This is a genomic window from Streptomyces sp. NPDC057565, assembly GCF_042801455.1.
GTDB classification, from domain to species: Bacteria; Actinomycetota; Actinomycetes; order Streptomycetales; family Streptomycetaceae; genus Streptomyces; species Streptomyces yanii.
On sequence record NZ_JBHVFU010000033.1, the window covers coordinates 18,435 to 44,986 of the forward strand.

General features: G+C 69.4%; 25 protein-coding genes and 1 pseudogene. 9 read left to right on the forward strand and 17 right to left on the reverse strand.

The genetic code is table 11. The features are described 5' to 3' along the window. Position 1: 1 nt before the first annotated feature. Entirely contained in the window at positions 2-988 is a 987-nt protein-coding gene (locus ACFU8W_RS35265; RefSeq protein WP_384046222.1) for an ABC transporter permease, read from the reverse strand. Next, positions 988-2,649 (reverse strand): ABC transporter substrate-binding protein, encoded by a 1,662-nt coding sequence (locus tag ACFU8W_RS35270; RefSeq protein WP_384046226.1) that lies wholly within the window; start codon positions 2,647-2,649, stop codon positions 988-990. The genes ACFU8W_RS35265 and ACFU8W_RS35270 overlap by 1 nt, the downstream gene beginning before the upstream one ends. 200 nt (positions 2,650-2,849) lie before the next feature. On the opposite strand from ACFU8W_RS35270, the gene ACFU8W_RS35275 reads away from it, so the two are divergent. Further along, positions 2,850-4,073: an ROK family transcriptional regulator gene (locus ACFU8W_RS35275; RefSeq protein ID WP_384046229.1), complete on the forward strand. Its 1,224-nt coding sequence runs from the start codon at positions 2,850-2,852 to the stop codon at positions 4,071-4,073. 248 nt (positions 4,074-4,321) lie between these two features. Here ACFU8W_RS35275 and ACFU8W_RS35280 read toward each other — a convergent pair whose 3' ends face one another. The 7 genes from ACFU8W_RS35280 to ACFU8W_RS35310 form a co-directional block, all read right to left on the reverse strand. Further along, complete coding sequence (locus tag ACFU8W_RS35280) at positions 4,322-5,296, reverse strand: PDR/VanB family oxidoreductase (RefSeq protein WP_384046232.1); 975 nt, start codon at positions 5,294-5,296, stop codon at positions 4,322-4,324. Between the two features lie 40 nt (positions 5,297-5,336). Continuing rightward, on the reverse strand, positions 5,337-5,819 hold the full coding sequence (locus ACFU8W_RS35285) for a hypothetical protein (RefSeq protein WP_384046235.1): 483 nt from the start codon (positions 5,817-5,819) through the stop codon (positions 5,337-5,339). A 64-nt stretch (positions 5,820-5,883) separates the two neighbouring features. Then, on the reverse strand, positions 5,884-6,636 hold the full coding sequence (locus ACFU8W_RS35290) for an amino acid ABC transporter ATP-binding protein (RefSeq protein ID WP_384046416.1): 753 nt from the start codon (positions 6,634-6,636) through the stop codon (positions 5,884-5,886). Positions 6,637-6,701: 65 nt separating this feature from the next. After that, complete coding sequence (locus ACFU8W_RS35295) at positions 6,702-7,640, reverse strand: amino acid ABC transporter permease (RefSeq protein WP_384046238.1); 939 nt, start codon at positions 7,638-7,640, stop codon at positions 6,702-6,704. Between the two features lies 1 nt (position 7,641). Further along, entirely contained in the window at positions 7,642-8,565 is a 924-nt protein-coding gene (locus tag ACFU8W_RS35300; protein ID WP_384046241.1) for an ABC transporter substrate-binding protein, read from the reverse strand. A 119-nt stretch (positions 8,566-8,684) separates the two neighbouring features. Beyond that, positions 8,685-9,683 (reverse strand): succinylglutamate desuccinylase/aspartoacylase family protein, encoded by a 999-nt coding sequence (locus ACFU8W_RS35305; protein WP_384046244.1) that lies wholly within the window; start codon positions 9,681-9,683, stop codon positions 8,685-8,687. A 5-nt stretch (positions 9,684-9,688) separates the two neighbouring features. Then, entirely contained in the window at positions 9,689-10,753 is a 1,065-nt protein-coding gene (locus ACFU8W_RS35310; RefSeq protein WP_384046247.1) for a Rieske 2Fe-2S domain-containing protein, read from the reverse strand. Between the two features lie 176 nt (positions 10,754-10,929). On the opposite strand from ACFU8W_RS35310, the gene ACFU8W_RS35315 reads away from it, so the two are divergent. Further along, positions 10,930-11,598, forward strand: a complete 669-nt coding sequence (locus tag ACFU8W_RS35315; protein WP_384046251.1) for a GntR family transcriptional regulator — start codon at positions 10,930-10,932, stop codon at positions 11,596-11,598. Here ACFU8W_RS35315 and ACFU8W_RS35320 read toward each other — a convergent pair. Continuing rightward, positions 11,564-11,800, reverse strand: a complete 237-nt coding sequence (locus ACFU8W_RS35320; protein ID WP_384046254.1) for a hypothetical protein — start codon at positions 11,798-11,800, stop codon at positions 11,564-11,566. The genes ACFU8W_RS35315 and ACFU8W_RS35320 overlap by 35 nt on opposite strands. A 327-nt stretch (positions 11,801-12,127) precedes the next feature. Here ACFU8W_RS35320 and ACFU8W_RS35325 point away from each other — a divergent pair, with 327 nt between their 5' ends. The 3 genes from ACFU8W_RS35325 to ACFU8W_RS35335 all read left to right on the forward strand — a co-directional run bounded on the left by ACFU8W_RS35325 (position 12,128) and on the right by ACFU8W_RS35335 (position 14,776). Next, positions 12,128-13,780, forward strand: coding sequence for an amidohydrolase (locus ACFU8W_RS35325; protein WP_384046257.1), 1,653 nt, complete (start codon positions 12,128-12,130; stop codon positions 13,778-13,780). Positions 13,781-14,051: 271 nt separating this feature from the next. Further along, a complete protein-coding gene (locus ACFU8W_RS35330; protein WP_384046259.1) occupies positions 14,052-14,213 on the forward strand; it encodes a hypothetical protein in 162 nt (53 codons plus the stop codon). Between the two features lie 119 nt (positions 14,214-14,332). After that, the gene (locus ACFU8W_RS35335) at positions 14,333-14,776 is read left to right on the forward strand and encodes an alpha/beta hydrolase (RefSeq protein ID WP_384046263.1); all 444 of its coding nucleotides are present in this window, start codon (positions 14,333-14,335) and stop codon (positions 14,774-14,776) included. Between the two features lie 486 nt (positions 14,777-15,262). Here the strand turns inward: ACFU8W_RS35335 and ACFU8W_RS35340 are convergent. From ACFU8W_RS35340 to ACFU8W_RS35355, 4 genes and pseudogenes are all read right to left on the reverse strand, one after another. Beyond that, a pseudogene (locus ACFU8W_RS35340) lies at positions 15,263-15,367 on the reverse strand (HNH endonuclease); the annotation flags it as partial. 61 nt (positions 15,368-15,428) lie between these two features. Then, a complete protein-coding gene (locus ACFU8W_RS35345; RefSeq protein WP_384046266.1) occupies positions 15,429-17,357 on the reverse strand; it encodes an NAD(P)-binding protein in 1,929 nt (642 codons plus the stop codon). Positions 17,358-18,430: 1,073 nt separating this feature from the next. After that, on the reverse strand, positions 18,431-18,688 hold the full coding sequence (locus tag ACFU8W_RS35350; RefSeq protein WP_384046421.1) for a type II toxin-antitoxin system RelE/ParE family toxin: 258 nt from the start codon (positions 18,686-18,688) through the stop codon (positions 18,431-18,433). Further along, the gene (locus ACFU8W_RS35355; RefSeq protein ID WP_345509593.1) at positions 18,688-18,963 is read right to left on the reverse strand and encodes a type II toxin-antitoxin system prevent-host-death family antitoxin; all 276 of its coding nucleotides are present in this window, start codon (positions 18,961-18,963) and stop codon (positions 18,688-18,690) included. The genes ACFU8W_RS35350 and ACFU8W_RS35355 overlap by 1 nt, the downstream gene beginning before the upstream one ends. Before the next feature lie 366 nt (positions 18,964-19,329). Between ACFU8W_RS35355 and ACFU8W_RS35360 the strand changes: the two genes are divergently transcribed. The 4 genes from ACFU8W_RS35360 to ACFU8W_RS35375 all read left to right on the forward strand — a co-directional run bounded on the left by ACFU8W_RS35360 (position 19,330) and on the right by ACFU8W_RS35375 (position 23,250). Beyond that, a complete protein-coding gene (locus ACFU8W_RS35360) occupies positions 19,330-20,190 on the forward strand; it encodes a DUF6207 family protein (protein ID WP_384046272.1) in 861 nt (286 codons plus the stop codon). 316 nt (positions 20,191-20,506) lie between these two features. Further along, positions 20,507-21,280, forward strand: a complete 774-nt coding sequence (locus tag ACFU8W_RS35365; RefSeq protein WP_384046275.1) for an SDR family NAD(P)-dependent oxidoreductase — start codon at positions 20,507-20,509, stop codon at positions 21,278-21,280. 488 nt (positions 21,281-21,768) lie between these two features. Next, positions 21,769-22,779, forward strand: a complete 1,011-nt coding sequence (locus ACFU8W_RS35370) for an aldo/keto reductase (RefSeq protein WP_384046278.1) — start codon at positions 21,769-21,771, stop codon at positions 22,777-22,779. 51 nt (positions 22,780-22,830) lie between these two features. Continuing rightward, positions 22,831-23,250, forward strand: a complete 420-nt coding sequence (locus tag ACFU8W_RS35375) for an SRPBCC family protein (protein ID WP_384046281.1) — start codon at positions 22,831-22,833, stop codon at positions 23,248-23,250. Positions 23,251-23,385: 135 nt separating this feature from the next. On the opposite strand, the gene ACFU8W_RS35380 is transcribed toward ACFU8W_RS35375, so the two are convergent. The 3 genes from ACFU8W_RS35380 to ACFU8W_RS35390 are packed head-to-tail and all read right to left on the reverse strand — an operon-like array spanning position 23,386 to position 26,542. Next, the gene (locus tag ACFU8W_RS35380) at positions 23,386-24,501 is read right to left on the reverse strand and encodes an NAD(P)/FAD-dependent oxidoreductase (RefSeq protein WP_384046284.1); all 1,116 of its coding nucleotides are present in this window, start codon (positions 24,499-24,501) and stop codon (positions 23,386-23,388) included. Between the two features lie 26 nt (positions 24,502-24,527). Next, positions 24,528-25,289 carry a peptide MFS transporter gene (locus ACFU8W_RS35385; RefSeq protein WP_384046287.1) on the reverse strand — a complete coding sequence of 254 codons (762 nt, stop codon included), beginning with the start codon at positions 25,287-25,289 and terminating at the stop codon, positions 24,528-24,530. Next, positions 25,286-26,542 carry an alpha-hydroxy acid oxidase gene (locus ACFU8W_RS35390; RefSeq protein WP_384046290.1) on the reverse strand — a complete coding sequence of 419 codons (1,257 nt, stop codon included), beginning with the start codon at positions 26,540-26,542 and terminating at the stop codon, positions 25,286-25,288. Before ACFU8W_RS35390 ends, ACFU8W_RS35385 begins: the two co-directional genes overlap by 4 nt. Between the last annotated feature and the right edge of the window lie 10 nt (positions 26,543-26,552).

Below are 26,552 nucleotides of genomic sequence, written 5' to 3' on the forward strand. Positions count from 1 at the left end.
TTCACGCGGCGGCGCCGGACCGCACCCGCGGGTCGAGCAGCACGTACACCGCGTCGACCAGCAGGTTCACCAGCATCAGCGAGAGCGTGATGATCAGGAACAGGGCCTGCATCAGCGGATAGTCGTGGGTGGTGACGGCCTGGTAGAGCTGGTGGCCGACGCCGGGGTAGGAGAAGACGACCTCGGTGAGCAACTGGCCGCTGAAGACGGCGCCGATGGCCATGCCGAGGGTGGTGACGGTCGGCAGGATCGCGTTGCGGGCGGCGTAGGCGCCCATCACGCGGCGCTGGGTGAGCCCCTTCGCGTGGGCCATCGTCAGGTAGTCCTCGTCGAGGACACCGATCATGGTGTTGCGCATGGTCAGCAGCCAGCCGCCGATCGAGACGAGCACGACGGTCCCGGCGGGCAGGATCAGGTGCTGGGCGACGGAGCCGGCGAACCACACGTTCCAACCGGGGTCCGCATCGAGCCCGTACGCCTGGCCAAGCGGCAGCAGCGGCCACTTCACCGACAGCAGGTAGACGGCGACGAGCGCAAGGAAGAAGTACGGGAACGCGCCCACCAGCATGGTCAGCGGCGGCACGACCGAGTCGAAGCGGCTGCCCTGCCGCCACGCCGACAGCGTCCCGAGCCCGGCGCCGATCGCGAAGCCGAGCACGACGACGGTCGTGCCGAGCAGCACCGACCAGCCGAGCCCGTCGCCGATCACACTCGTGACCGGCGTCGGGAACTGCGACAGCGATGTCCCGAGATCGCCTTGGAACAAGTGCCCCAGATATTCGGTGAATTGGGACCACAATGACCCGCCGCTGAGCCCGTACGCCTCGCGCATCGCGTCGATGTCGGAGGGCGAGAGGTGGTCCTTGAAGCTGGCGAACATGGCGGTCGCCGGGTCGCCCGGCATCAGCCGCGGCAGCAGGAAGTTCAGTACGACGGCGGCCGCGGCGGCCAGCAGATAGAACAGCGCCCTGCGCAGAAGATAGGCCATCACGCCGTCCTCAGATGAGGGAAGACCAGGAAGGTGCTCGGGAATCGGGAGACCGGGCGCAGCGCCGCGTACGGGTTCTCCTTCGTCGGGAAACCGGTGTATCGCTGCGTGTTGTACGCGCCCCACTCCGGCTGCTCGTAAAGCGGCACGGCTGGCATCAACTCGGTGAAACGCGATGCCAGTTGGCGTGCCAGGTCCTTCTGTTCGGCCTGGTCGGACACGGCTGCCCAGCGGGCGAGCAGGTCGTCCGAGGCGGGGTCGGCGAGCCGGTGGAAGTTGAGCGTCGCCGCCTGCCCCTTGGGGGCCTTCGTCGCCTTCGACATCATCGCGCGGAAGTAGTTGTACGGCGTCGCGCCCCACTCGCCCGCACTGATGCAGGCCTGGAACGAGCCTCCGTACACATCCTGCGACCAGCTGTCGAAGCTCGTCGTGCGCATGGTCGCATCGATGCCGACGGTCCTGAGGTTGTCGGCGGCGATCCGCGCCACGGACACGAAGTCGGTCCAGCCGGCGGGCACGACAATGTCGAGCCGGACGGCCTTGCCGTCCTTCCCGACGCGCGTCCCGCCCCCGCCCTTGCGCTTCAATCCGGCTTTTTCCAGGGCGAGTTCGGCGGCCTTCGGGTCGTACGCGGTGAGCTTGTCCTCGCGGTGCAGCGTCTCCTTCTCGAACCAGCCGGGGTACGCGCCATCGGGCAGACCCACCGCGTTCGCGGGCACGCTCTTGCCCCACACCGCGATGTCCACCATCCGCTTGCGGTCGAAGGCGGGTGCGAGCGCGCGGCGCACGGCCGGGTCGTCGAACGGAGCCATCGTGGTGTTGAAGAAGATCTGCACGTCGGTGGCGTGCGGCCACCAGTAGCCGAAGTGCTCGGGATCGCGCCGTACGAAGGTCTTGTCGGGGTTCGGTATCAGTGCCCCCCAGTCGACGGCACCGCTCACGGTCGCGTTGTTGATCTGGTCGTTGCCCGACCAGCCCGACAGCTGCAGCCCCGGTATGTGGATCTTCTGCCAGTACAGCGGGTTGCGGTGCATCTCGTAGCCCTGCGGCCGGAACTGTGTGACCTTGAACGGGCCGGTGCCGACGGGGTTCGGGTTGGCGAACCGCAGCGGGTCGTCGATCTCGCCCCACACGTGCTGGGGCACGATCGCCTGCCCCACCAGGTCGTGCAGGGACGGGGTGTTGACCCGCTTCAACGTGATGCGCAGGGTGCCGTCGTCGGGCGCGGTGATCGTGTCGACGTCGGTGAGCGCGGGCGCCGCCCGCCCGATCAACCCCTTTGTCCTGCGGATGAGTTCGAGCGTGAAGGCGGCGTCGTGGGCGGTGAACGGCCGCCCGTCCGACCACCGCACGCCCTGCCGCATGGCGAGTGTCAGGGTGTGGTTGCGGTCCGACCAGCGGTAGCCCGTCGCGAGCTGCGGCTCCAGGCGGCCCTTGGCCATGTTCCAGACCATGAGGGGCTCGTGGAGCACGTATTGGGCGGCCCAGCGGGCGTTGGGCACGAACGGGCTGAAGTTCCGCGTCAGCAGCGAGCCGGTCTCCGCGATCACGGTGAGCAGCCGCCGGGAGCGGCCGGGCGGGCTGCCGCACGCCGTCAGCAGCCCGCCGGCCGCGGTCGCCGCGGCAGCGGACAGCAGGGCGCGCCTGCCGAGAGGGGGCATGGGGCCTCCAGGGCCGGGACAGAGGTGAACGAAGGAGGACACGAACGAACGGTCAGGGGATCGCATGGACCTTCCTTCACTAACAGTTCGTTCGAGAAGGTGACGCAAAATTAGAGCGGTGCAGGTGTCCGGTCAATACTTGCTGCACTCCGAGTATTAACTTCCTGTTAGAGAAAGCTCCGACACCGTACGATGAGGCCATGCCGTCGACCTCGCCGAGCCTGCCCGGCTCGCCCTCCCCGATGCCCTTCGGTGCCGCCCCGGTCCTGCGCTCCCTCAACGAGTGGTCGGTCGCTGCCCACCTCCTCGACGCCGGTCCCCTCACGCGCGTGGAGCTCGCCGAGCGCACCGGGCTCGCACTGCCCACCGTCGGCCGCGCCGTCGCCAGCCTGGAGCAGTCCGGGCTCGCCGCCCGCACCGGTCAGGACACCTCGCGCAAGGGCCCGGCCGCTCTGCTCTACGGCATCGAACCGCAGGACGGCGGCCTGTACGCGGCACTCGTCGTCACCCCGAGCGACCTGCGCCTGACCCTGCACACCATGCGCGGCGAACGCCTCGCCCTGGCCCAGGCACCCGCCGAGGCACTGCCTGCGGGCGCCCCCCTGGAGATCCAGGTCCAGGCACTGGCGAACCGCGCGCTGGCCCGCGCCGGCGCTACCCGCGACCGCATCTGGCACACGGTGATCTCGGTCCCCACCATCGTCGACGGCGACGGCCGCGTCCGCCGCGACCTCCCCTCGCCCCTGCCTCACTTCGACCAGGAAGCCATCGACGCGATCCGCATGGACCTGGGACAGGACGCGGCCGTCACCGTCGAGAACGACGTGAACCTCGCCGCCCTCGGCGAACGCGCGCAGGGCGCCGCCCGCGGCCTCGACGACTTCGTCTACCTCCACGTCAGCCAGGGCATCGGCATGGGCATCGTCATGCACGGCGAACTGCACCGCGGTGCCCGCGGCGCCGCCGGCGAGGTCTCCCGCATGCCGATGGCCGGCATCCACCCGCACGGCCCGCGCGAGCGCGAACTGGGACCGCTCCAACTCGCCCTCGGCCCGACCGCGTTCACCGCCCGCCTCACCGCCCACGGGCTGCCCGCCGACACCCCCCCGGCAACCGTCTTCGAAGCAGCCGCCCGCGGCGACCAGACCTGCACCGAGATCGTCCAGGCGCACGCAGCAGCCCTCGCCCAGGCCCTGGCCGGCATCGACGCCGTCCTCGACCCCGCCCTCATCGTCCTCGGCGGCGACCTGGCCGGCCACCCCGACCTCCTGCCACCACTACGCACCGCCCTCGGGGCGCTCGGCCCCCGTGTCCCGGAAGTCACCGCGTCCACCCTCGGCCCGGACGCGGTACTGCGCGGCGCGGAGGCGGTGGCGGCGGCCCAGGTCAGAGAGGAACTGTTCCGACGGATCACCGGGGCGTAGGCACACGCACACACGCACAGGCACCGCCGGATGAATAGATCCCCGGTGCGCCGGTGCCAGCAGACGCCGACCGGGATGAGCACATGCCGGATGAGGGGGTGGTCCTCCAGCCAGGTGCGCGTCGAGACGCTGTTGTGTGAGGACAGGTCGTCGATGACCACGTAGATGTCACCGACCAGGTTGACGTCCTCGAGTTTGTGCAGGAATTGCTGGTAAAGGCGCGTTTTCGGTCCGGGTCGGGTGTCCGCTCACAGGTCCAGGACGAGGCGGGGGCACAGGGCGCGGCCTACGCAGATCATCATCGTGTCGTTCGCGGTCCGCTCCTCCGGTGACAGCAGGCTGTCCCGGTGGTCGGGAATCCCTTCGAGGACCTTGGTCTCACACGTCCCGCAGATGCCCTCCCGGCAGGAGTTCGGCGGTTCGATCCCGTTGTCCTCCAGCGCCTCCAGGACCGCCTTGCCCGCGGGCACCGTGACGGTGCGTCCGGTGCGGTGCAACACCACCTCGAACGGCTGCTCGGCGTCGGGGTCCGCAGGCATCTGCGGCCTGGCGGCGAACCGCTCCAGGTGCAGCGTGCCCGTGGGCCATGCCGCGCAGAGCCGCTCGACAGCGGCCAGCAGCGGCTCCGGCCCGCAGCAGTACACCGTCGTGTTCTCCCGCGGCGCGCCGAGGAAGGAGTCCAGGTCGAGGAGTCCGTGCTCGTCCTGCGGGCGCACGAGCACCCGCTCGCCGTGCCGGGCCAGTTCCGGGAGGAAGGCCATGCTCGACCGCGAGCGCCCGCCGTACAGCAGTGACCAGCGGGCTCCGGAGGCCGAGGCCCGCGCGAGCATCGGCAGGATCGGTGTGATCCCGATGCCGCCGGCGATGAAGAGGTACTCCGCACAGTCGACGAGCGGGAAGTTGTTGCGCGGCCCGACGACGTCGACCTGATCCCCCGCGCGCAGGTTCTCGTGCACCGCCCGCGAGCCGCCGCGCGAAGCGGGTTCCAGCAGGACGGAGACCCGCCAGGTGGACCGGTCGGCGGATGCCCCGTTCAGGGAGTACTGCCGAACGATGCCGCCGGTCAGGTGCAGGTCCAGGTGGGCCCCCGGCGCCCAGGCCGGCAGTTCGCCGCCGTCGGGCCGCCGCAGATGCACGGAGACCACGCCCTCGGCCTCCCATTCCAGCGCTTTCACCCGCAGCCGCAGTCGCTGCTCCTCGTGCACGCCGTACACCGTAGTCACCTCTGCTTTCCATTACTGATCCGTGCGGTCCGCCGACTGCTCACGGAACCCAGGCCATGACCCGGCCGTCGGCCGGGCGCAGCCGGACCACCGCGACCAGCGAGCGTGAGCCCGATGGGCTCAGCACGCTCACGCCGAGCGGGTCGTCGCCCGCCAGCACCAACGCGTCCTCGTCGGCGAGCAGGTGCCGGTCCTCCACCAGTACCTGTCCGCCGCAGGCGAGCAGGACGACGATCTCGTCCCGCTCGCGGGCGACCGCCGACGGGGCACCGAGACCGACGACCTCCACGGTCGGGCTGACCGTCCCGGGCTCGGCCGCGACCTCCAGGGTCACGCCCGGGGCGAGGGACTCGGTGACGCGGTGGGCCCGGGGCAGGGGAACGTGCGACGGGCCGTGCGCGGCGTCGAGCAGCCGGACCTGCCACAGCCATCGTTCGCGGCCCGGGGTGTCCGGCGAGGCGGCGACCTCCCGGCAGCCGCCGTCGATCCGCCGGTGGGTGTTGGCGCGTAGCAGCAGCCTCATCTGGTGCCTTCCCTCGTCTCGCACGGGTGGGTCGGGGCGTCCCGGCGGGCCGTGGTACCGGTGTTCACCGGACCGCCGTCAGGAAGGCCTTGGTCCGGGCGTGCCGCGGGTCGGTGATGATCTGGCGGGCCGGGCCGGTCTCCACGACCTGGCCCGCGTCGAAGAACGCGACGCGGTCGGCGACCTCGCGGGCGAATCCCATCTCATGGGTGACCACGATCATGGTCATGCCGGATTCGGCGAGGTCCCGCATCACCTTCAGTACGTCGCCCACGAGTTCGGGGTCCAGGGCCGAGGTCGGCTCGTCGAAGAGCATCAGCTTGGGCCTCATGCACAGGGCCCGCGCGATGGCCACGCGCTGCTGCTGGCCACCGGAGAGGTGGCGCGGGTAGGCGTGCGCCTTGTCCTGCAGGCCCACCTGCTTCAGCAGGCCCATGGCCCGTTCGGTGACCGCCACCTTGGGCTCCTTCAACGCCAGCCGGGGCGCCTCGGTGAGGTTCTGCAGCACGGTCATGTGCGGAAACAGGTTGAAGTGCTGGAACACCATGCCGATCTCGGTGCGTCGGCGGCAGATCTCCTTGTCGCCGAGTTCGTGCAGCCTGGTCCCGCGCTGCTGATAGCCCACGATCTGCCCGTCCACCCACATCCGGCCGCCGTCGATGGTCTCCAGGTGGTTGATGCAGCGCAGAAACGTGCTCTTGCCGGAGCCCGAGGGGCCGATGAGGCAGACGACCTCGCCCGGAGCGACCTCCAGGTCGACGCCCTTGAGCACCTCCAGCCTGCCGAAGTGTTTGCGGACCTGCTCGGCCCGCACCATCGGAGCCGGAGCCGGGTCACCGGCCAGGGCGGTGGGCGTCGTGCCCGTGGAGACGTCGTCGGCCGTCATGAGGTCCTCCCGGTGGCGATCGGTGCGTGCGTGCGCAGCAACTCCCGCAGCCGCTGCAGCGGGGTGGGCGGAAGGGTGCGGTTGCCGCGGGCGTACCGGCGCTCGATGTAGAACTGCCCCACAGTCAGGACGGTCGTCACGACCATGTACCAGATGCTCGCCACGATGAGCAGCGGGATCGTCTGGAAGTTGCGCGAGTAGAGGATCTGCGCGGAGTAGAGCAGGTCGGGTACGGCCAGCACGCTGACCAGGGCTGTGGTCTTGAGCATGCCGATCGTCTCGTTGCCCGTCGGCGGGACGATGACCCGCATCGCCTGCGGCAGGATCACCCGGCGCATCGTCTGCATCCGGGTCAGCCCCAGCGCTCCGGCCGCCTCGCCCTGCCCGTGGTCGACGGACAGGATGCCGGCCCGCACGATCTCGGACATGTACGCCGCCTCGTTCAGGCCCAGGCCCAGGATGGCCGCGAACAGCGGTGTGATGAGCCGGTTGGCGTCCAGGGCCACGCCCGGGATGCCGAACGTGAGCGTCGGATACAGCGCCGCCAGGTTGTACCAGAACAGCAGCTGCACCAGCACCGGTGTGCCGCGGAAGAACGAGACGTACAGGAAGGCGGCGGACCGCACGACTGGGTTCACCGACAGCCGCATCACCGCGAGGACGATTCCCAGCAGGACGCCGACCGCCATGCAGATGGCGGTGAGTTCCAGAGTGATGGCGAGGCCGCTGCCGATCGACACGTCGCGCAGATAGGTGTTGACGACGTCCCAGCCGAAGCGGGGGTTGGTGAACACCGACCGCAGCCCTGCCGCGCCGATGAGCAGCAGCACGACTGCCGTCACCCACCGGCCCGGGTGCCGCTTCGGAAGGACGGTCAGTTCCGCTGACGGCACCGACTTGGCCGCCCCGGCGAGGGGCGTTGGGATCGTGGCCATGTCAGCTCCTGGGCTTGAGGGACGTGCTGGCGGGGAGGTTCCACTTCTTCATGAGTGATTCCACCGTGCCGTCGGTCAGCGCGGTTTTCATGGCCGCCTCCAGGGCCGCCTTGAGCGCAGAGCCCTTCGGCACCGCAATACCGGTGGGGGCGGGCTCGTAGTCGGGGCCGGGTACGAGCTCGAACTGCCCGTTGGACGCCTTGGCCTGCATACCGAGCGACACGGTGTCGGCCATGACCGCGTCGACGCGGCCGCTGACCACCGCGAGGTTGGCGCCGTCCTGCGAGGGGAACAGCTCGATCTTGACCGCGGGCTTGCCCGCGTCCGTGCAGATCTTGGAGATCGTCGGCAGTTGGTCGAGCCCCTGGATGGCGCCCTTCTGGGCCGCGATGGTGTGTCCGCACAGGGACATCGGGTCCATCTTCAACCCCAGCGGGTTGCCCGTCTTGGCCGCGAGGCCGGACCCGCCATTGAGGTAGGGCACGAAGTCGACGGTCTTGGACCGCTCCGGGGTGACCGAGAACGCGGAGGCGCCGATGTCGTACTTCTTGGCAGCGAGGCCGGGCAGGATGCTGTCGAAGCCCGCGTTGACGTGGCGCACCTTGAGGCCGAGCTTGGCGCCGAGGGCGTCGGTCAGGTCGATGTCGAAGCCGATCATCGTCCGGTTGTCCGTGTCGAAGTACTCGAACGGCCGGTAGGACGCGTCACTCGCCACGGCGAGCACGCCCTTGGACTTGATGGCGGCGGGGAGCAGCGCCGCGGCCGCGGCGTCGACTGCTCCCTTGGTGGCGGGCGAACCGCCGGTCGCCGAGGCGGGAGCGGCCTGGGGTGCTGAAGTACCTGCCCCTGCCGATGCGTTGGTGCAGGCGGTGACGGCCAGGGCGAGGCCGGCCACAAGGGCGGGAAGTCGGATCGGGTGGCGCACAGGGACGGGCCTTTCGGACAGGGACGGAACGAAGTGGGCGGTGCGTCAGCTGAAGCCGTGGGGGGTCAGACATCGGTCGGAGTGGTGGAAAGCCACATGCCGATCGGGGAGGTGGATGGTCAGATACCGATCGGGTGGTCGGCGGCCAGGTGGTAAAGGCAGTCGCCGAGGTCGACCAGTGGGGGGCGGCGGACAATGGCGACGACGCCGTCGCGGTGCGCGACAACCGGGACGCAGGGCCGGTCCAGCTCCTCGACCGGGTGGACCCGGCCGAGCAGGTCACCCTGCTTGACCTCGTCGGCGACGTGCGCGATGGGCTCGAACAGGCCCCGGACGGGGGTGTGGACGGCGCCGTCGGCAAGGAGGCCGATCCAGCGGGTCCGCGGTGCGGACGGGGTGTCCGGGGAGGCTTCGAGGATGCCCGCGCCCGCCAGCACCCGGCGCAGCCCGTGCACCGCGGCGGCGACGATCGCCGGAGTGACCTCGCCCCCGCCGCCGAGCTCGGTGGAGATCATCGCGACGCCGGCGTCGTCGGCCGCGGTCGAGAACGAGCCCGGCTCGAACCGCTCGGGGACGGCGACCGACCACGGCAGTCCCAGTTGCTCCGTCAGCCGGCACTTGGCCGCCCACCCCTCGGGGTCCGGGCCCTCGTAGACGAACGCCGACGGTACGTAATGGGAGCTCGATCCGCCGGAGTGCAGGTCCATCGCCAGATCGGCGCGCGGCAACAGCTCCGCAGTGAGGAAATGGGCGATCTGCTCGGTGGGTCCGCCGCGGGGGTTGCCCGGGTAGGAGCGGTTGAGGTTCTGTCCGTCGAGGGGCGAGACCCGGGCGGCGTCCCGTACCGCCGGCAGGTTCAGCGCCGGCAGGACGATGATCCGGCCGGCCACCTGTGCCGGGTCGGTCTCCCGCAGCAGGCGGTGCAGGACCACCTGCCCTTCGTACTCGTCGCCATGTGTCCCCGCGACGAGAAGGGCCGTCGGTCCCGGCCCTCCGGAGAGCACGGCGACGGGGACCGGAATGACGCCGTTGTCGTGGCGGTTGTCCGAGTGCGTCAGGTGGATGGACCCGACCTGACGCCCTGACGCGTCGAGGTCGATGCCGTGCAGGCGCGCCATCGTCGTCAGCCTCTCGCCGCGGCGACGGCCGGCGACGTCCCGGTGGTCCGGCTCGCCGGGGGTGCGCCGACGGCCTCCACCGCCAGCAACTGGGTGAGGATACGACGGGCCTTGGCCACCCCGGCGTCATGGCCGATGAGCACGTCGTGCTCGGTACCGGGGCGCTCCCGCATCCCGATCTCCTGGTCCCTGAGGGCGTCGGCGTCCTCGCGCAGCACGGTTTCGAGCCCGACCTCCAGCTCCCGGGTGGCCCACTCTGCGTCGACGGCGAAGTTCCGGCTGAACGCGTAGTAGTACCAGGTGGTCTTCTCGTCGACGGGCGTGATCCCGTTGAGCACCTTGATGAGGTGGCCCTCCTCACGCGGGCGCCCCTGCTCGGTGATCCCGGAGTGCAGCACGTGGTAAGTCGGGACATGGAACTCGGTGGCGTGGAACCGGTCGTACAGCCCTTCGGTGCCCATGGTCCGCGCGTACAGCGGCGGCGCCTCGACGCCGGGCATGAGCCGGTCGACGGTCACGACCCGGCCGTCCACCTCGACGGTGATGCCGTGCTCGTAGATGTAGTCGTCGCCGACGGTCGACTGGTGCAGGAACGACTCGTGGGTCAGGTCGAGCAGGTTGTCGTGGATGAGGTCGTGCCGGCACTCGAAGAGCATGGTGTGGGTGACCGTCGCCCACTCGGGGTCGTTCATCCAGTGCGTGTCGGGGACCAGGCTCAGGTCGGCGAGTTCGGCGTCGCCGGTCCAGACCCAGATCCAGCCGTCCTTCTCCACGACCGGGTAGCGGCGCACCCGGGCGCGCGTGGGGACGGCCGACTGCGCGGGGACGCGGGTGCAGACGCCGTCAGGGCCGTACGCGAAACCGTGGTAGCCGCACTCGATGGAGTCCCCGACCGTACGGCCGGCCGACAGCGGATAGGCGCGGTGGGCGCAGCGGTCGGCCAGGGCCACCGCCTCACCGGCCGGGGTGCGGTACAGCACGACGGGCTGCTCGCAGATGACCCGGCGCACCGGCTTGTCGGTCACCTCCTTGGACCACGCAGCGACGTACCAGGTGTTCAGGACAAACACAACGGCCTCCTTCGGATGCGGTACATGCACCGTATACAGTGTGTCCGAGGAGGACAACGGGGCGGCGAGATGGTTTTCTGTCCGCCGTGGCTGATGTCATCTCAGGCAGAGCCAACCGGCAGGGATGGAGATCAGACGTGCAGCCTTTGCGGAGTGGGCCGAGGGACACGCGGCCCTTGGGCATCCGGGTCTACGAGCGCCTCCGCGACGAGATCGTGTCGGGCGGCCTCGAGGCCGACACGCCCCTGGTGCAGGAGCAGGTGGCGGAGCGGCTCGGGGTCTCGCGCACGCCGGTCCGCGACGCGCTGAACCGCCTCGCCCACGAGAACCTGGTCACCTGGCTGCCGGGGAGCGGATACCTCGTCAACGCACTGCAGTCGAACGACATCGCCGAGGTCTACCAGGTGCGGCAGTCCCTGGAGACCCTGGCCCTGCGGCTGGCATGCGGCAACCACAACCAGGCTCAACTGACCCGGCTCACCGCGGTGATCGAGGACATGGCGGCGGCCGATCCTTCCGACGCCGCCGCCCAGTTCGAGCTGAACCGTACCTTCCACATGTCCCTGATCGAGCCGTGCGGCAACGCGCTGCTGCTCCGGATGATCGACACGCTCTGGGACCATCCGGTCAACCGGCGCATCACCCGCTCCTACGTCCACGACGCCGGCAACGTGCGGCTGATGGTGAGCGAGCACGGTGCGCTGCTCGACGCGGCCCGGGCCGGGGACGAAGAGCGCCTGATCCACTTGGCGACCCAGCACATGTACACCGGTTACCAGGAGACGCTGCCCGAGGACAGCGGTATCGATCTCATGCCCCGGCCGGGCACGGAGAGCGTGCACTGACTCCAGGTCGCCGGCCGAAACAGCCGGCAGCCGCGGGACCCGCACCACCGGCGTCGTTGAGCAGTGCCGCCTCGATCACCTGTCCGTGCGTCAGGCGGGCACTCGCGCCGCCCGGACACACCTCGTCGACGATTCCGGCCACGTCCAGCCAGCGCAGAAACTCGGCAGCGACGAGCAGAGCGCCCAGACGCTTCTCCACCACGGAGGCCACCGTCACTTCAAGGCGCTGACGCTGGGACCGTGGCCGCGGCGACCGGGCATTCATCGACACACCCAACGCCATGCCACCGGCCCAGGACACCCCCGGGTCGTCACGCCATACGAACCAACGACCCGCGAAGTCCGGTTCCAGACCCTGGAGTTGTCGGGCATGAGTGCGCTTGTCGGTGGAGCGGAGATCTCGCTTGTCGCGATCTCCTGCGCTGCGCGAGCGTCCCTGGACCGCGAGGTCGTCGGCCCCCAGCAGGCCATGGCCTGACCCGGCCAGGCCGCCGACCACCCACGTCCCAGCGCAAGGAGTTTCACCGCTATGAGCGACATCTTTCGCGCCGCTATGTTCCCGACCGCATGGACGGGCGACAAGGAAACCAAGCAGCCCCTGCGGGTGTTCACCGCCCGCAGGATCGAACCGCTCGACGGCACGCAGCCGGAGGCGTTCGCGGTCCGCGGCGCATGGGTGGTGGCGACCGGGTCGAGCGCCGAGCTGTCCGCCCGCTTCCCCCACGCCGAGCGCGTGGAGCTCGAAGGCGCCCTCGTGGTGCCCGGCTTCAACGACGCTCACTGCCACACCTCGCAGGCAGCACTGGCGCGGGTACGGGTGGACGTCTCCTCCGCGCGGTCCGCGGACGATGTGCTGACCGCGCTGCGGGCCCGGGCGGCGCTGGTTCCGGCGGGAGAATGGGTTGTCGGGCAAGGGCTGCATGAGGACGCCGTGACCGGGCCGGTCGACCGGAACCTCCTCGACCGTGTGTCGGCCGTGCACCCCGTCGTCGTCATCCAGTACACCTTCCATCAGGCTGTCGCCAACAGCGCCGCCCTGGAGCGGATCGGCTATCGGGCGGAGGCAGACGCGCCGCCCGGCGGGCAGCTGCGAGCCGACGCTGACGGACACCTCAACGGCTGGATGTACGAACGGGCCTGGCTGGATCCCTGGCTGCCAGGGATCGGCAGGGAGTCGATCGCTTCAGGCGGTGAGCAGTCCGCGCAGGTCGCCGCGCTGCGGGAGGTCAACACCGAGCTGCACCAAGTCGGAATCACCTCCTACTGCGACGCGATCGTCACGCCGCTGGAGAAGGACATGTATGCCGCGGCACGCCACCTCCGGCAGCTCACCCCGCGCGTGAGCATGCTGCTGTGGCACACCTACTTCGACCCAAAGGCGTGGCCCACTGAGCAACCCGACGCCCACCGACTGCAACTGGCCGGGGTGAAGCTGATGCTGGACGGCGCCCTCTCCGGCGGCACGTGCCTGTGCCAGCACCCCTATCCGAGCTCCACCGGGCGTGAGAACGGCCTGCAGGTGCTCGACGACGCCGAGCTCGGGGATGCGATCCGGTCCATCCACGCTGCCGGTGCGCGGGCAGCCGTGCACGCCAACGGAGACCTCGCCATCAGCAAGGTGCTGGATGCTCTCGAGTCGCTGGACCACCCCTCGGCGCTGCCGAGAACCAACCACAGGGTCGAACACTGCAGCATCGTCGACGAGCAGCTGATCAAGCGGATCAAAGCAGTCGGTGCAACGCCGGTTCCCTTCGGTGCGTTCATCGCACTCTTCGGTGACGCGATCGAGCGGTTCTACGGGACGCAGCGCGCCGCCATGGCCTGCGCCCACAGGTCCATGCTCGATGCCGACGTCGCGGTCGCAGGTTCCTCGGACTTCCCCATCATCCCGATCGACCCGATGCTGGCGGTTCAGAGCATGGTGACCCGTCAGACGGCCAATGGCACCGTACTCGGTCCGGAACAACGGCTGAGCGTTACTGACGCGCTCGGTGTCTATACCCACGGGTCTGCACACGCGACAGGCGAGAGCCATGTCAAGGGCCGACTCACAGCGGGGCAACTCGCTGACTTCGTGGTTCTCGACACAGACCTGACCACAGTGGACCCGCACGAGATCACCTCCGTCTCGGTGACCTCGACCTGGGTAGGCGGCGAATGTGTCTGGGCCAGGCACGCGTGAGACCCTCGCGGGCAAGGAATGAACTGCTCACGGCCCGGCCGACCCGCGTCTCGGCCCGCGGCTGGCGCCTCCCGGAGCTCGGACCCATGATCGAGGCCGACGCTGCCCTTGCCGAAAACTCATCCGTCCTGGTGAGAGCCGTCAACGGGGTCCGGGGCATGCCAGCTGCGGCTGATCGCACCGGGCCCTCGCACGGTTGGCGATCAGCGCGGCACGATGACCCGCCACGCTGCTGCGCCTGGTCCACTTCGGTGTGACGAACGCATTCGCGATGCCGCGCTTGCTGCCGGAGAGCGACCGGGACAGGGTCGTCGAGATCCTGGAGCTGCGCCACCAGATCACCGCACTGGAGCGCCAACTGGGCAAGGAGCGGGTGCAGTTCACGTCGACGGACCCTGTGTTCCTCGCCACGCTGCTGCACCGGCTGCCGTGAGATGTGCTGCGCACGTCGGCCGGCTCTGGCGCCTCGCCGACGTCTGCACCGCCTGCGCGGGCGCCACCCCGGGCAGTGAGCCTTTTCCAACCTCGCGCTGAAGCGGCGAGGTGAAGCGCGTGGGTGGAAATCCAGAGATCATTCCGCAGGTCACCGAGCGCTATGCCATCGCCCAAGCACCCGAGCGGTGGGGCATCTGCGACGGGAGCAGCGGCGGCAACTGCGCCTTCACTGTGGCGTGGCTGCGCCCGGACAAGTTCCGCCGGGTCATCGGCTATCTTTCGAGCTTCGCACAGATACCGGAGGGCAATCCCTACCCAGCCCTCATCTCCCGCGTTCCCCGCCAGCCACTGCGCATCTTCATGCAAGCCGGCCACCGTGACCTGCACTGGAATGAACCCAGGTTCAACTGGCTCGCAGAAAACCTGCGCGTGGCAGCCGCTCTCGCTGAAGCGGGCTACGACTTCCGCCTTGTCCTGGGCGAGGGCGGGCACAGCCCCAACCACGGAGGCGTCCTACTGCCGGATGCACTCCGTTGGTTATGGCGGCCGGATCAGGATTGACCGCTCCCCGCACCCGGAGCTCGGTGGCGGCGGGGCCTGAGCCTCTTCCGACCCGGAACTGGGCGCGGTGAGTTGGGCCAACACGCGAAGCTCCTGGTGGTGCCGGTTGATCTTGGTCGACGAACTTTCTGCCAGGGGCTTCACCGCTCCCAGCGCTGAGGAGGCCACCCGTCGCGCAAGCCAAGCAATCTGATTGGACCAGCTCAATGACTGGCTGCCGGGAAGCGAAGGAAGTATGCCGCGGAATAAGTCGCGCCTCTTGGTGGACCTCAGGCTGGTCATACTCGCCGTCGGAGCGGCCATTGGTGCCCCTGTGGCTGTTGTCTCCAAGCCGATGGATGTCGTAGAGCGTTTCGCATGGGGGGCACTTGGGCTACTCGCTTGGTGGTACCTGCTGCGGTGCGTGAAGGAAATGAAGGACATGTGGGCGCGTCGGCGCAAGAGTGGGGAGCCCGACGATGCAGGTGGCTCCGGCACCGCATAGGGGGTGCACCTTGCGAACTCCGCCGACGGCATCCACTCCGACGGACCCTTGTCCGCTCTGCTCTGGTTGGTCTTCGCGGTGACTGCCACGAGCGACCGGCCCTTCCCGCCCGGCACTGCCGGGCGGGAAGAAACGCCTCACCCGCCGCAGAGAACAGACGACAGTAGGTCAGACGAGATCGGCCACCGCACGGTACGCGGCATCGAAGGCGGCATGCGTGTAGCCGAACGCCTGCGCATCGGAGTTGGCGATGGCGATCCGACCGACGGTCCTGCGGGCTTTCGCGTAGGGCCGCTCTGACTCAGGCAGGAACAGGGCTGGGTCGTCGAGGGAGTTGTATTCGTAGGCGTAGCCGTGCGCCCACCGGTTGACGGTGATGGCGGTGATGTCGCGGGCCGGGTCGAAGCCGTGATCGGCGAGGGAGCGGGCCATCGAGTCGCGGATCTCACGCTCGAAGTCCTCGAAACGCATCCTGATGAGCTGTCGGCGGCCGGCCTTGTGCTGCTCGCGGCAGACTAGGCGGGGGGAATTGGGAGTGGCCGACAGGGAGACCACGGTGGGCAGTTCGGGTCGGTGCGGCATCGCGAAGTCGCCGATCTCGGTCACCGTCGGCAGGCCGAAGCTGCTGAAGAAGCCGGAAGGCGTGCTGACGCGGGAGACCCGGGCCGCAGCGAAGGGCCGCCAGTCCTTCAGCGCGACCCGCGCATACACCAAAGGCACCTTGACGCCGTAGCGCATCGCGGCCACCTGTTCGTCGGGCAGTTCGGGGACGAGGTAGGAGGTAACGGAGTTCCAGCAGGCCATGACAGCGCCCTTGGCCTTCACCCGGTAGCTGCGACCGCCCTTCGAGTAGGCGACGACCACGCTGTGCCGGCCGTCATTGCGTACTTCGAACGCCGTGCTGGACAGCCGGATGCGGACTCGGTTGCCGGGTTCGTCGAGTCTGCTGTAGTCGGCCTTTGCGGTGACGATCTCCCGCCAGTCGGGGCGGCGCACGTCGAAGGCGTCCGGGACGAGCTTGCTGATCAGCAGGCGGGCGATCGATGCGTTGCCCTCGGGGAAGTAGAAGTTGCCGTCTTCCTCTGTTTCCTTCAGCTGCATCAACGGCGTGAAGCCGGCACCCGGCCACGGGTCGTTGGTGAGTCCGAGTCCCCCGAAGCCCGGCTGCCCGGTCGCCCACGCGTCGGCCGCAGCGACCCGGTCGACGTTGACGCCCCACAGGCCGTTCGTGCCGCGCTTGACGATTTCCAGGGCGTCGTCGTCCAGGCCGATCTTCTCCCGCAGGTAGGTCTCGTACGGAGTGCGCGCAAGGATCTCCTTCTTCTGGGCGTCGGTCAGGCCGGGGTAGAAGTCCTCGGTCGTGGTATTCAGGCGGACCAGCGCCGACCGGCTTGCCGCGCTCATCGGCAGCTTGGCCGCGTACGACGCCCAGGATTCGCCCGGTTCTCGGGTCACCAGATGGTCCTTGCCCCACCGTTCGGCGGTGAACAGGGTGGCGCTGCGCAGGGAGTAGGGGGCGTAGGCGTCGCTCTTGACCGTGGCTGCAAGGGCCTTGAGGTCGACGCCGAGATCCTTGGTCAGCAGATCCCGGGCCTCGCGCGACCAGGTGCTGGGAGTGTCGATGTTGACGGTGCCACCGTTGGACAGCAGCATGGTGCGGCCGACGTGGAACTCGTTGCGCCGGGCATGCCCGCCGAAGTCGTCCAGGGCATCCAGGACCAGAACGCGGGCGCTGGGGCCTGCGTGTTTGCGGTAGAGGTAGGCCGCCGCGAGACCGCTGAGGCCGCCACCGACCACCACCAGGTCGTAGGACTCGTGCGTGTCGGTAATGAGTCCCGCCTCGAAGTCGCCGTCGCGGACGGCGTGCGCGATGTCGTAGGCGCCCGGCTGCTGCCCTCTCAGTCCGGTCTGGGTGGGCGGGTACGGTGCGTTCCGGTTGTGCTGGCCGTGGCCGTGTGCGGCAGGCGCGGCTTGCGCGGCACCCGGAAGGGCCGTGGCGGCCGCCACCCCGGCCGCAGTGACTGCCACGCCGTCCAGGAAGTCACGGCGTGTGATCTTGCGTCCCATGCCGAGCTCTTGATCGCTGAATCTGGGCATGCCATACCCCCACATTGGTTTGCGGATTTCGGAGATGGAGCGCGTGTTTGGCATGCTAACCAGTCATGGACGCGCCTTAAAGAACTGATTCAGTCGCAGAACAGCTTTTTGGGTGCGGAATTCGCAGTCGCACGATGCGGTGGAAGAAGGCTTGTCGCCGGCACGGCCTGCGCGCTCCCACTGTTTGGGCACAGGTCTGCGCAGGTCCGACGGGCAGGACGAGCGGGCCGGGAGCGCGCCGCTTCAGCGACGGTGGCGCGGAATTACAACGGCCGCTGCGTCTGCGTGCCCCTCAGTGGCGGCTCCATCCACGACCTGCGCGGCTACAACCTCAACGACCAGAACCGCTCCCTGAAGATCAACCGAAACGACTGCGGCTGAACACCCCCACAGGATCGTGCGCACCGACGGCACGCACCGGGTGACGGATCCCGCAGGTGTCGTGGGAGGAGCACACTGCCCACACCGTGACGGTGTATCAACCCCTGGTCCGGTGGCCGCTGCCCGCACCGTGACGGTGTACCTGCAGCACGGCGAGGACTTGGGGGCGCTACGGGCGCGCGCAGCTGCATCGTGCTGCGGTACGACGCCTCCTCCCGGACCGGCCGACGCTGGTCCGTTTCGGGTGCGGGCGCGGTCACGAGCCCGCGTCCACACCCTCTCCGTCCGCGCCGAAGTCCAGACGCCTCCGTAGACCCCAGGGGCGGCGGTCACGCAACGCGGCCGAGCGGCTCCGCACGTACGGCCTCAGCCGCCTTGCCGTAGGGGAGCGTCGCCCTGCTGCAGCCAGGCAGTGACAGGCTGGCTCCCGGGCGGCATGACACGTTCCAGGTCTCGCTGTATTCGCTGGGCCTCACCGCGTACCTGGGCAGGGATGTCACCTTGTTCGCTGACAAGGCGGTTGTAGATCGGGGTTTCCTGAAACACGGGCGAGGTCTGCCTTCTGGAGCGGGACTGCGGGACTGCGGGACTGCGGACGGCCTGCGGCAGCGGTGCGCTGTCGCCTCGTCCGTGGCCCGACGAACGTTGGCCGGGGATGGTTTTTAGCTGGGGGGCGAGGCCGAACTGAGTCATCAGGTCAGTGAGGGAACGCGGCCGACCTTCAGTACGAGCACGGTGATCATCTCGTCCTCAGGCTCGTACAGGATGCGCCAGTCGCCCACCGGCAGCCGCCAGTAGGCGGAGCCGCCCAGCTGGCGGGCCTCAGGCGGACGGGGGTCGTCGGCCAGGGCACGCACGACGGCGGCGCACTCCTTGGCCCCTTGGGGGTCGAGCTTGCGCAGACGGCGGAACTCGGTGGTGGCCTGGTGCTGCCACACAACGGTGTACATCACGACGCGGCGGCCTGCCCGTCCTCAGCCTCCAGCTCGGCCATGAACGCCTCGTGTGTCACCACCGGCCCGCCCGCGGCCTTGCGACCCTCGGCGTCGGCGATGTCGGCCTCGTCCCGCAGACGGCGCAGCTCATCGAGCTCGTCGACGGGGATCAGGGCCGCGGCGGGGGTGCCGTAGTCGCTGATCACGATGGTCTCGTGGCCGTGACGGACCCGGTTGACCAGCTGCCCGAGCTCGTTGCGGGCCTGAACCAGCGGATACGTCTCATCCATAGCCCCAAACTGTACACATCGACGGGTGTGTACGGGACGGGCTGGTGGAGCCGGATTCCCACCGGAGGGCGCAGCACCTGTCAGCCAGCCGGGGTGGCGGGTGTGGGATTCGGGCCTGGCACCACCGTCGGCTCCTTCCACCGGGCGTCACCGGGGCCCGAAACCTCTGGGGTGGCGCGGGCCCCGGTGCGAGGGGCAGCAGCCCAGATCGTCCTGTCATAGACCGCGGGCTGCACTTTCTCTGTCTACGGGCCCGGTGGTACCCCGGCGAGCTGAGCAGAGCAGCGTGACTACGGCTGTCACCCGTCCGGGCGGTCGCGGGGCTGCCGACGAACTGGGCCGCCACACCGCGTCGCCATCGAAGGCATGCGTATCGACGAGCAGCACATCACCGAGCCGGGCCTCGTGGTCCTGGACATCACCGCCGCCGACGAGGACGTTCACGTGCCGTTCGTGCTCCACGTCAATCAGGTGGCCCTCACTGCCGCCGAGACTTTAGACCCACGTGAAGTCCGCGGGCGGGTTCGGCTCGACCATGCGGCGGATGAGCGAGCCGGTGTCTCAGTCAGTGGGAGATCTCCCAGTCCTGACCGCCGGTTCGCCGAGGCGGAAAGGGAAGGCTGGCTCGGCGAGATCGAAGGGCTCCGCGTCAGCCTGACGGTGCCGAGCCCAAGATCAGCCAGATCGAAGCCGCTCCCGGCGACGGTACGGATGTCGTCGAACTGGCAGCTGAACGTTTCGCACTCGGCGCCGTCGCGGTGGTGTCCGACGTTCATCGTGAATGCCCCGGCGCGCACGGTGGATCCGTTGTCGAGGCGGAAGTGCGCCCGTAGGAGGTACGACAGGTCGAGCTTGCCGAGGGACTCGATCGTCAGGTTCCCCACCCGCGTCATGGCGGACGGTGTGGGCTTCGAGGTATATCTGCAGGTGCTGATGGCACCCGTGGACGCCCTGCGCCTGGCCCGAAGGGTGGCCTTGATCACTGACACCGATGTGCCGCCCGGTGCCGAGGAACCGGCCCGTCTGCAGACGCTGCGGGCCTTGCCCGGCACGTGGGCGTCTCCCGGCGCGCTGCATCTGGCCGCCGCCCCTCACACATTGGAGCCCGCACTGTGGGCACCGCACAATGCCGCGGCGCTGCCTGCCGCGTTCCTGCTGTGCGCGCCCCGCTCCGAGGACCGGTGGGAACAGGTTCTTGCCGCGGTCGAGGCCGTGGACGCCTCGTGACGCCGTAGGACCGAGCGCCCCGGATCGTCTTCCCGCCCAGCTGAACCGGCAACGGGGTAACGGACCGGCGCTCCGTCTTGAGGGCACCTGAACGGCCCAACTTCCCGAGCGGCCCCCACGTTCTGCTGACGATCCTTGATTCCGGCCGTCCAAGGCGCTCATGCGCGTGCGTGAAGTGCGCCGGTTGACCGGACTGCCCGGCCCGGCGAGCTGTGGCGCAGGCACGCGAGCCTTCTGGGGACCCCGAGGAAGGAAGCGCGATCAGACGCGGCCCACTGCCGGTGGGCCGCCACCACTCCGGAAAGGTACTCGCCCGATGCAGATCGATCTCAGTGGACGTACCGCCCTGGTCACCGGGTCAACGGCGGGAATCGGCGAAGCGGCCGCGCAGGCCCTGGCCGCCGCCGGGGCCGACGTCGTGGTCAACGGCCGCAACCCCGACCGCGTCGCCGAGGCGGCGAAGCAGGTCGGCGGACGCGGTATCGCGGCCGACGTCGGTACGGCCGAAGGGACGGCCGAGCTGATCCGGCAACTGCCCGATGTCGACATCCTGGTCAACAACACCGGCATCTTCGAGACCAAGCCCGTGTTCGAGATCCCCGACGAGGACTGGCTGCGCTTCTACGAGGTCAACGTGCTCTCCGGCGTGCGCCTGGCACGCCACTACACACCACGGATGGCCCGGCGCGGGTGGGGTCGCGTGATCTTCGTCAGCAGTGAGGCCGGCGTCCAGACGCCGACGGACATGGTCCAGTACGGAATGACCAAGACGGCGCAGCTGGCCGTGTCCCGCGGCATGGCCCAGGAGGTCGCCGGCACCGGGGTCACGGTGAACTGCGTGCTGCCCGGACCGACGATGAGTGACGGCGTGCTGGCCATGTTCGACGAGCTCTACCCCGGCCTCGACCCCGGTGAGCAGGAGCAGCGCTACCTGGCCGAGAACCGTGCGGCCGCGTCCCTGCTCAAACGGCTGATCCGCCCCCACGAGGTGGCCAGCATGATCACTTACGTGGCGTCGGAGCAGGCCTCGGCGACCACGGGCAGGGCGCTCGGCGTCGACGGCGGTCTCGTCCCCACGATCCTTCCCTGAGGCGGGCGCTCGGCATGGAGCCGATACCCGTGTCGGACGGCTCGCACCCGACGCGTCCGCGGAGGTGTCGGCCGGGAGCCCCGGCGAGTCGCGCAGCGTCCCCCATGGGATGTGGTGCGCCGTCGTCGGCGCGGGCGGGCGGGCGGGCGGGCGGTCATCGTGCGGGGCTCCTTCGGTTTGCGAGCCCGGCGGATCGCAGTGAGGTTGGCGGTGAGGAAGGCCCGTGCCTCATGGTCCCGGCGCCGGGGCCGGGCTTGGTAGTGCAGCCACTTGCATTACCCAGCGTCTGCAATTATTGTTCTTGCTCGTAAGGCGCTTCTGCATTTATCTGCGCCGTACGCCCGGCTCTGCCCAAGCGCCGCCGTGCATCCACTGCCACGGCTCCGCCCGCAGAACCGCCAACCGCAGAGGCATCCGTCCACTCATGCCTCACCCCCGTGCCGGGGATGCCGTCACACCCCGGCACCGCTGATCGAAAAGGCACTGTCATGTCCCTCAAGGAAATCCTTCCCGGCAAGCTCGGCTTCGGCACCGCCCCGCTCGGCAACATGTTCCGCGCGATCCCCGACGAGGAGGCCGCCGCCACCGTCGAGGCCGCCTGGGACCAGGGCATCCGCTACTACGACACCGCCCCGTTCTACGGCGCCGGCCTCGCCGAGTCCCGCCTGGGCGAGGTCCTGTCCACCAAGCCCCGCGACGCCTACATCCTGTCGACCAAGGTCGGCCGCGTCATCCTCGACGAACACGAGACCGCCGCCCGCGACCTCGGCGAGAAGGGCGGCCTGTTCGAACACGGCAACCCCAACAAGATGCTCCACGTCTGGACCGCCGAAGCCACCGAACGCTCCATCGAGGACAGCCTCAAGCGCCTCGGCGTCGACCGCCTCGACATCGTCTGGGTCCACGACATCGCCCAGGACTTCCACGGCGACCTCTGGCTGAGCAAGTTCGAGGAAGCCCGCACCGGAGCCTTCCGGGTACTGTCCCGGCTGCGCGACGAAGGCGTCATCAAGGCATGGGGCCTGGGCGTCAACCGCACCGAACCGATCGAGCTGACCCTCGCCCTCGACGAACCCCGCCCCGACGGCTTCCTCCTCGCCGGCCGCTACACCCTCCTCGACCACGAACACGCCCTCCAGCGCCTGCTCCCGACGGCCCAGGAGCACAACGTCGACATGGTCGTCGGCGGCCCCTACAGCTCCGGCGTCCTCGCCGGCGGCACCCACTTCGAGTACCAGCAGGCCCCGCCGGAGATCATCGAGAAGGTGTCCCGCCTGAAGACCCTGGCCCACAAGCACGGCATCTCCATCAAGGCCGCCGCCCTCCAGTTCTCCCTCGCCCACCCGGCCGCCGCCGCCGTCATCCCCGGCGCCACCCGCCCCAGCCGCATCGCCGAGGACACCGCCGCCCTGAACGAGACCGTCCCCGCCGCGTTCTGGACCGACCTCCGCGCCGCCGGCCTGGTCAGCCCCGCCGCCCCGCTGCCCCACGGCGCCTGACCCCCACGGCACCCGACCCCCACCCCAGCACCACGACCCAGGAGAAAGATCATGGCCTCCACCTCCGTCAGCCGCACAGTGCCCGCCTCCCCCGACAAGGTCTGGAACCTCATCGGCGGCTTCGACGCCCTGCCCGACTGGCTCCCCTACATCCCCGAAAGCACCCCGCTCGAAGGCGGCCGCGTCCGCCGACTGACCAACCCCGACGGCGAAGTGATCATCGAACGGCTGGTCGACTTCAACGAGACCGAGCGCCACTACAGCTACGCCATCCTCCAGGCCCCGTTCCCCGTCAACGGCTACGTCTCCACCATCCGGGTCCACACAGTCCCCGGCCGGGACGACATCGCCGAGGTCCAGTGGTCCGGCCGCTTCAACCCCGACAACGCCACCGAGGACGAAGTCGTCGACCTCTTCACCGGCATCTACCGCGACGGCCTCGACGCCCTCCACAAGGCACTCTCCGCCTGACACTGACACCACAGCCACGGCCACAGCCACGGCCACAGCGCCACTGAACCGCACAGCCCGGACACGCGTCACGCCTGCCCGGGCTGCGGTGCTTCGTCCCCCCTCCCCCCTCAGCAAACGGGCAGGGCAGAGCCTTCAGCGCAGCGGATCGTAAGGCGCCAGGTCGATCCCCGCATCCTCCCGCCGGGCCAACCGTGCCGCGATCGAGCCGACGTACGGGCCGACCATCAGTCCCGACGCCCCAAGACCGTTGACCACGACAAGGCCGGGCACCTGTGGCACCTCGCCGAGCAGCGGCCTGATGTCGGGGCCGACCGGGCGGAAGCCGATGCGGGTCTCCACGTGCGTGGCATCGGCGAGACCAGGGGCGACCGACAGCGCTTCGCCGAGCACTTCCGCCACCCCGGCCGCGGTGATCCGGTGGTCGAAGCCCGTATCGTCCTCGCGCGTCGCGCCGACCACTACCCGCGAGTCGTCGAAGGCCAGGAGGTAGTGCTTCGACCGTGGCAGGACGACGGGCCAGTTCACGGTGTCGACGCCCGGCAGCCGCAGGTGCATGATCTGGCCGCGTTGCGGCGCGACGCGTACGTGGACGCCGAGTGGTTCGAGCAGTTGCGGCGCCCAGGCGCCCGCCGCCACGACCACTGCGTCCGCGCCGACGAACACGTCATCGACCCGCACACCGTGCACCGCACCGTCGGCGACGATCGTGGCCGTGCCCTCGATGAGCCGAGCGCCGTGCCGCATGGCCGCGCGACACATCGCCTCGCGGACCGAACGGCCGTCCAGGCGCGCCCCTCCGGGAATGTGGATCGCCGGGCCGTCGTGTGCCAGGGGCGGGAACAGTTCGCGCGCCCGGCGCGCGCTGACCAGTTCCACCTCGCCCGCCAGCGGGGACTTCTCCGCACGCTCAGCCACGCGCCGCAGCACTTCCGTCGATTCGGCCTCGTCGACAAGACGCAGCGAGCCGACCTGCCGGTACCCGAACTCGGTCTCCCCGTCAGCGGCCAGCGCCGCCCGAAGCTCCCGGTAGTACTCCGCCCCGGCGACCGCGATGCGGTACCAGTCCTCGTCGTCCACCTCGGACGACCACGGACAGATGATGCCCGCGCCTGCCGACGTCGCGCGTCCTGGAGTCCGCGAGTCCACCAGGACCACGTCCACCCCGTTCCGCGCCAGCTCGTAACCCGCTGCCGCGCCGGCGATTCCACAGCCGACCACCACTACGCGCATCTTCCGCCCCTCTTCCATCGACTCCCCCTTCGACCGGATTCCGCTCACTTCACACCACCCATGCGCCGCTGCACCCACGGCACCAACAGGTGCATGACCACGCCTACCCCCATCACCGCGGCTCCGACCCCGGCGAAGTAGCCGATCTCGGTCCGGGGCCGGTAGAGCTGCACCAACTGCGCGTTGATTCCTCCCGCCGCGGCGGCGGCCAGGAACCACAGGCTCATCATCTGGGCCAGGAAGGCCCGCGGCGCGAGCTTGGTGGTGGCGGAGAGCCCCACCGGCGACAGACACATCGAGCCGCAGATCACGACGAAGTAGCTCGCGACGAGCCACCACGGACTGGCGGCTCCGTCCACACCATTCAGGAGACCGGGACCGCCCATCAGGACGAACGAGGCCCCGCCGAGCAGCAGTCCCGCGGCGAACTTGCGTGGTGTGGCGGGCTGCCGGTCGCCCAGCTTGATCCACAGCCAGGCGAAGGTCGGGGCCAGGATGAGGGTGGCGACCGGATTCAGCGACTGGAACCACGACGACGGCACCGCGATCCCGAACATCTCCGGGTCGGTTCGTGTGTCGGCGAACTGGGCGAGCACCGAGCCGGACTGCTCGTTGACCACCCAGTAGCACACCGCGCCGATGAACAGCGGTACGTAGGCGATCAGGCGGGACCGCTCCACGGCATGGGTGTGCGGACTGCGCAACATCATGATCAGGTACGCCACCGGCAGCAGCACCGCGAGCACCGACACGGCGTTGATCAGCGTCTCCACGGTCAGTGAGCCGAAGGGTGGACGTTCCGTCAATCGAACGGCAATGGCGCCCGGCGGCTGAAGAGCCGCACGTGCTCCGGTCCGAGTTCGGCGATGGACGTCACTCCGAGGAGCTGCATGGTCCGTTCCACTTCGGTGCGGAGTATGTGGGCCGCCCGGTCCACGCCGGCCTCGCCACCGGCCATGAGGCCGTAGAGATAGGCCCGTCCGAGGAGGACGAAGCGAGCGCCCAAGGCGATCGCCGCGACGGCATCTGCCCCGGTACGCACACCGGAGTCGATCATCACCTCCGTGTCCGCCCCGACGTCGCGGACCACGCACGGAAGCAGATGCAGCGGCGGAGCCGTACGGTCCAGCTGACGGCCCCCGTGGTTGGACAGCACGATCCCGTCGGCCCCCGCATCGACGGCGCGGCGGGCGTCGGACAGCGTCTGGATCCCCTTGATCACCAGGGGCCCGTCCCACGCTGCACGCACCCAGGCAAGGTCCTCGAACGTCGTCGTGTTGTCGTTGAACCCGGACACCTGCAGCTCGGACCGCGGCCGGCCCGGTTCTTCGTAGGTGAAGGTGTACGGCTCTGTGGTGAGGAGATTCATCCACCACTCGACCCGGTAGGACGCGTCGAGGAATGTCTTGAGGGTGAGCTGCGGTGGATAGGACATCCCGGTCCGCAGGTCCCGCAGGCGATTGCCAGAGACCGGCACGTCCACCGTGACGATCAGCGCGTCGTAGCCGTGCGCCTTCGCCTCGGCGATCATCCGGAGTGAGAGTTCGCGGTCCTTCAGCAGGTATGTCTGGAACCAGCGCCGTGCGCCCGGCTCCGCCGCCGCCAGATCCGCGATGGAGGTGGTGCCCACGGACGAGAGCGCGTACGGGATGCCTGCGCGCGACGCCGCCCGCAGCACCGCACGCTCCCCCGCGGCGTGCATCATGCGGGTGCCGCCCGTCGGGCCGAAGCCGAACGGCAGCGCGCTGGGACCGCCCAGCACGGTGGTGGTCATGTCCACGGCTTGCACATCGCAGAGGATGCCGGGCCGGAATTCCAGCTCGCGGAACGCCTCCCGCGCCCGGTCCATGCTGATCTCCTCCTCAGCCCCGCCGTCCACGTAATGGAACGGCCCGGACGGGGTACGCACCTTCGCGATGCGGCGCAGGTCCTCGATCGTGTGCGCGGCGGACAGCCGCCGCTGCACACGATCGAGCCCCTTGCTGCCCCTCAGTGCCAGGAACGGCCTGAGGTCACCCGGCCGTGGAATGCGGCGGTCCAGCCGCGGGTACTCCGGCATCCGGTCAGGA

What these genes read in the sequence shown, in the direction of transcription:
- ACFU8W_RS35265 (WP_384046222.1), bottom strand. Translation starts at nt 988, where the DNA reads ATGGCCTATCTTCTGCGCAGGGCGCTGTTCTATCTGCTGGCCGCCGCG.
- ACFU8W_RS35270 (WP_384046226.1), bottom strand. Translation starts at nt 2,649, where the DNA reads ATGCCCCCTCTCGGCAGGCGCGCCCTGCTGTCCGCTGCCGCGGCGACC.
- ACFU8W_RS35275 (WP_384046229.1), top strand. Translation starts at nt 2,850, where the DNA reads ATGCCGTCGACCTCGCCGAGCCTGCCCGGCTCGCCCTCCCCGATGCCC.
- ACFU8W_RS35285 (WP_384046235.1), bottom strand. Translation starts at nt 5,819, where the DNA reads ATGAGGCTGCTGCTACGCGCCAACACCCACCGGCGGATCGACGGCGGC.
- ACFU8W_RS35290 (WP_384046416.1), bottom strand. Translation starts at nt 6,636, where the DNA reads ATGGTGCGGGCCGAGCAGGTCCGCAAACACTTCGGCAGGCTGGAGGTG.
- ACFU8W_RS35295 (WP_384046238.1), bottom strand. Translation starts at nt 7,640, where the DNA reads ATGGCCACGATCCCAACGCCCCTCGCCGGGGCGGCCAAGTCGGTGCCG.
- ACFU8W_RS35305 (WP_384046244.1), bottom strand. Translation starts at nt 9,683, where the DNA reads ATGGCGCGCCTGCACGGCATCGACCTCGACGCGTCAGGGCGTCAGGTC.
- ACFU8W_RS35325 (WP_384046257.1), top strand. Translation starts at nt 12,128, where the DNA reads ATGAGCGACATCTTTCGCGCCGCTATGTTCCCGACCGCATGGACGGGC.
- ACFU8W_RS35330 (WP_384046259.1), top strand. Translation starts at nt 14,052, where the DNA reads ATGCCGCGCTTGCTGCCGGAGAGCGACCGGGACAGGGTCGTCGAGATC.
- ACFU8W_RS35345 (WP_384046266.1), bottom strand. Translation starts at nt 17,357, where the DNA reads ATGCCCAGATTCAGCGATCAAGAGCTCGGCATGGGACGCAAGATCACA.
- ACFU8W_RS35350 (WP_384046421.1), bottom strand. Translation starts at nt 18,688, where the DNA reads ATGTACACCGTTGTGTGGCAGCACCAGGCCACCACCGAGTTCCGCCGT.
- ACFU8W_RS35355 (WP_345509593.1), bottom strand. Translation starts at nt 18,963, where the DNA reads ATGGATGAGACGTATCCGCTGGTTCAGGCCCGCAACGAGCTCGGGCAG.
- ACFU8W_RS35360 (WP_384046272.1), top strand. Translation starts at nt 19,330, where the DNA reads ATGCGTATCGACGAGCAGCACATCACCGAGCCGGGCCTCGTGGTCCTG.
- ACFU8W_RS35365 (WP_384046275.1), top strand. Translation starts at nt 20,507, where the DNA reads ATGCAGATCGATCTCAGTGGACGTACCGCCCTGGTCACCGGGTCAACG.
- ACFU8W_RS35370 (WP_384046278.1), top strand. Translation starts at nt 21,769, where the DNA reads ATGTCCCTCAAGGAAATCCTTCCCGGCAAGCTCGGCTTCGGCACCGCC.
- ACFU8W_RS35375 (WP_384046281.1), top strand. Translation starts at nt 22,831, where the DNA reads ATGGCCTCCACCTCCGTCAGCCGCACAGTGCCCGCCTCCCCCGACAAG.
- ACFU8W_RS35380 (WP_384046284.1), bottom strand. Translation starts at nt 24,501, where the DNA reads ATGGAAGAGGGGCGGAAGATGCGCGTAGTGGTGGTCGGCTGTGGAATC.
- ACFU8W_RS35390 (WP_384046290.1), bottom strand. Translation starts at nt 26,542, where the DNA reads ATGCCGGAGTACCCGCGGCTGGACCGCCGCATTCCACGGCCGGGTGAC.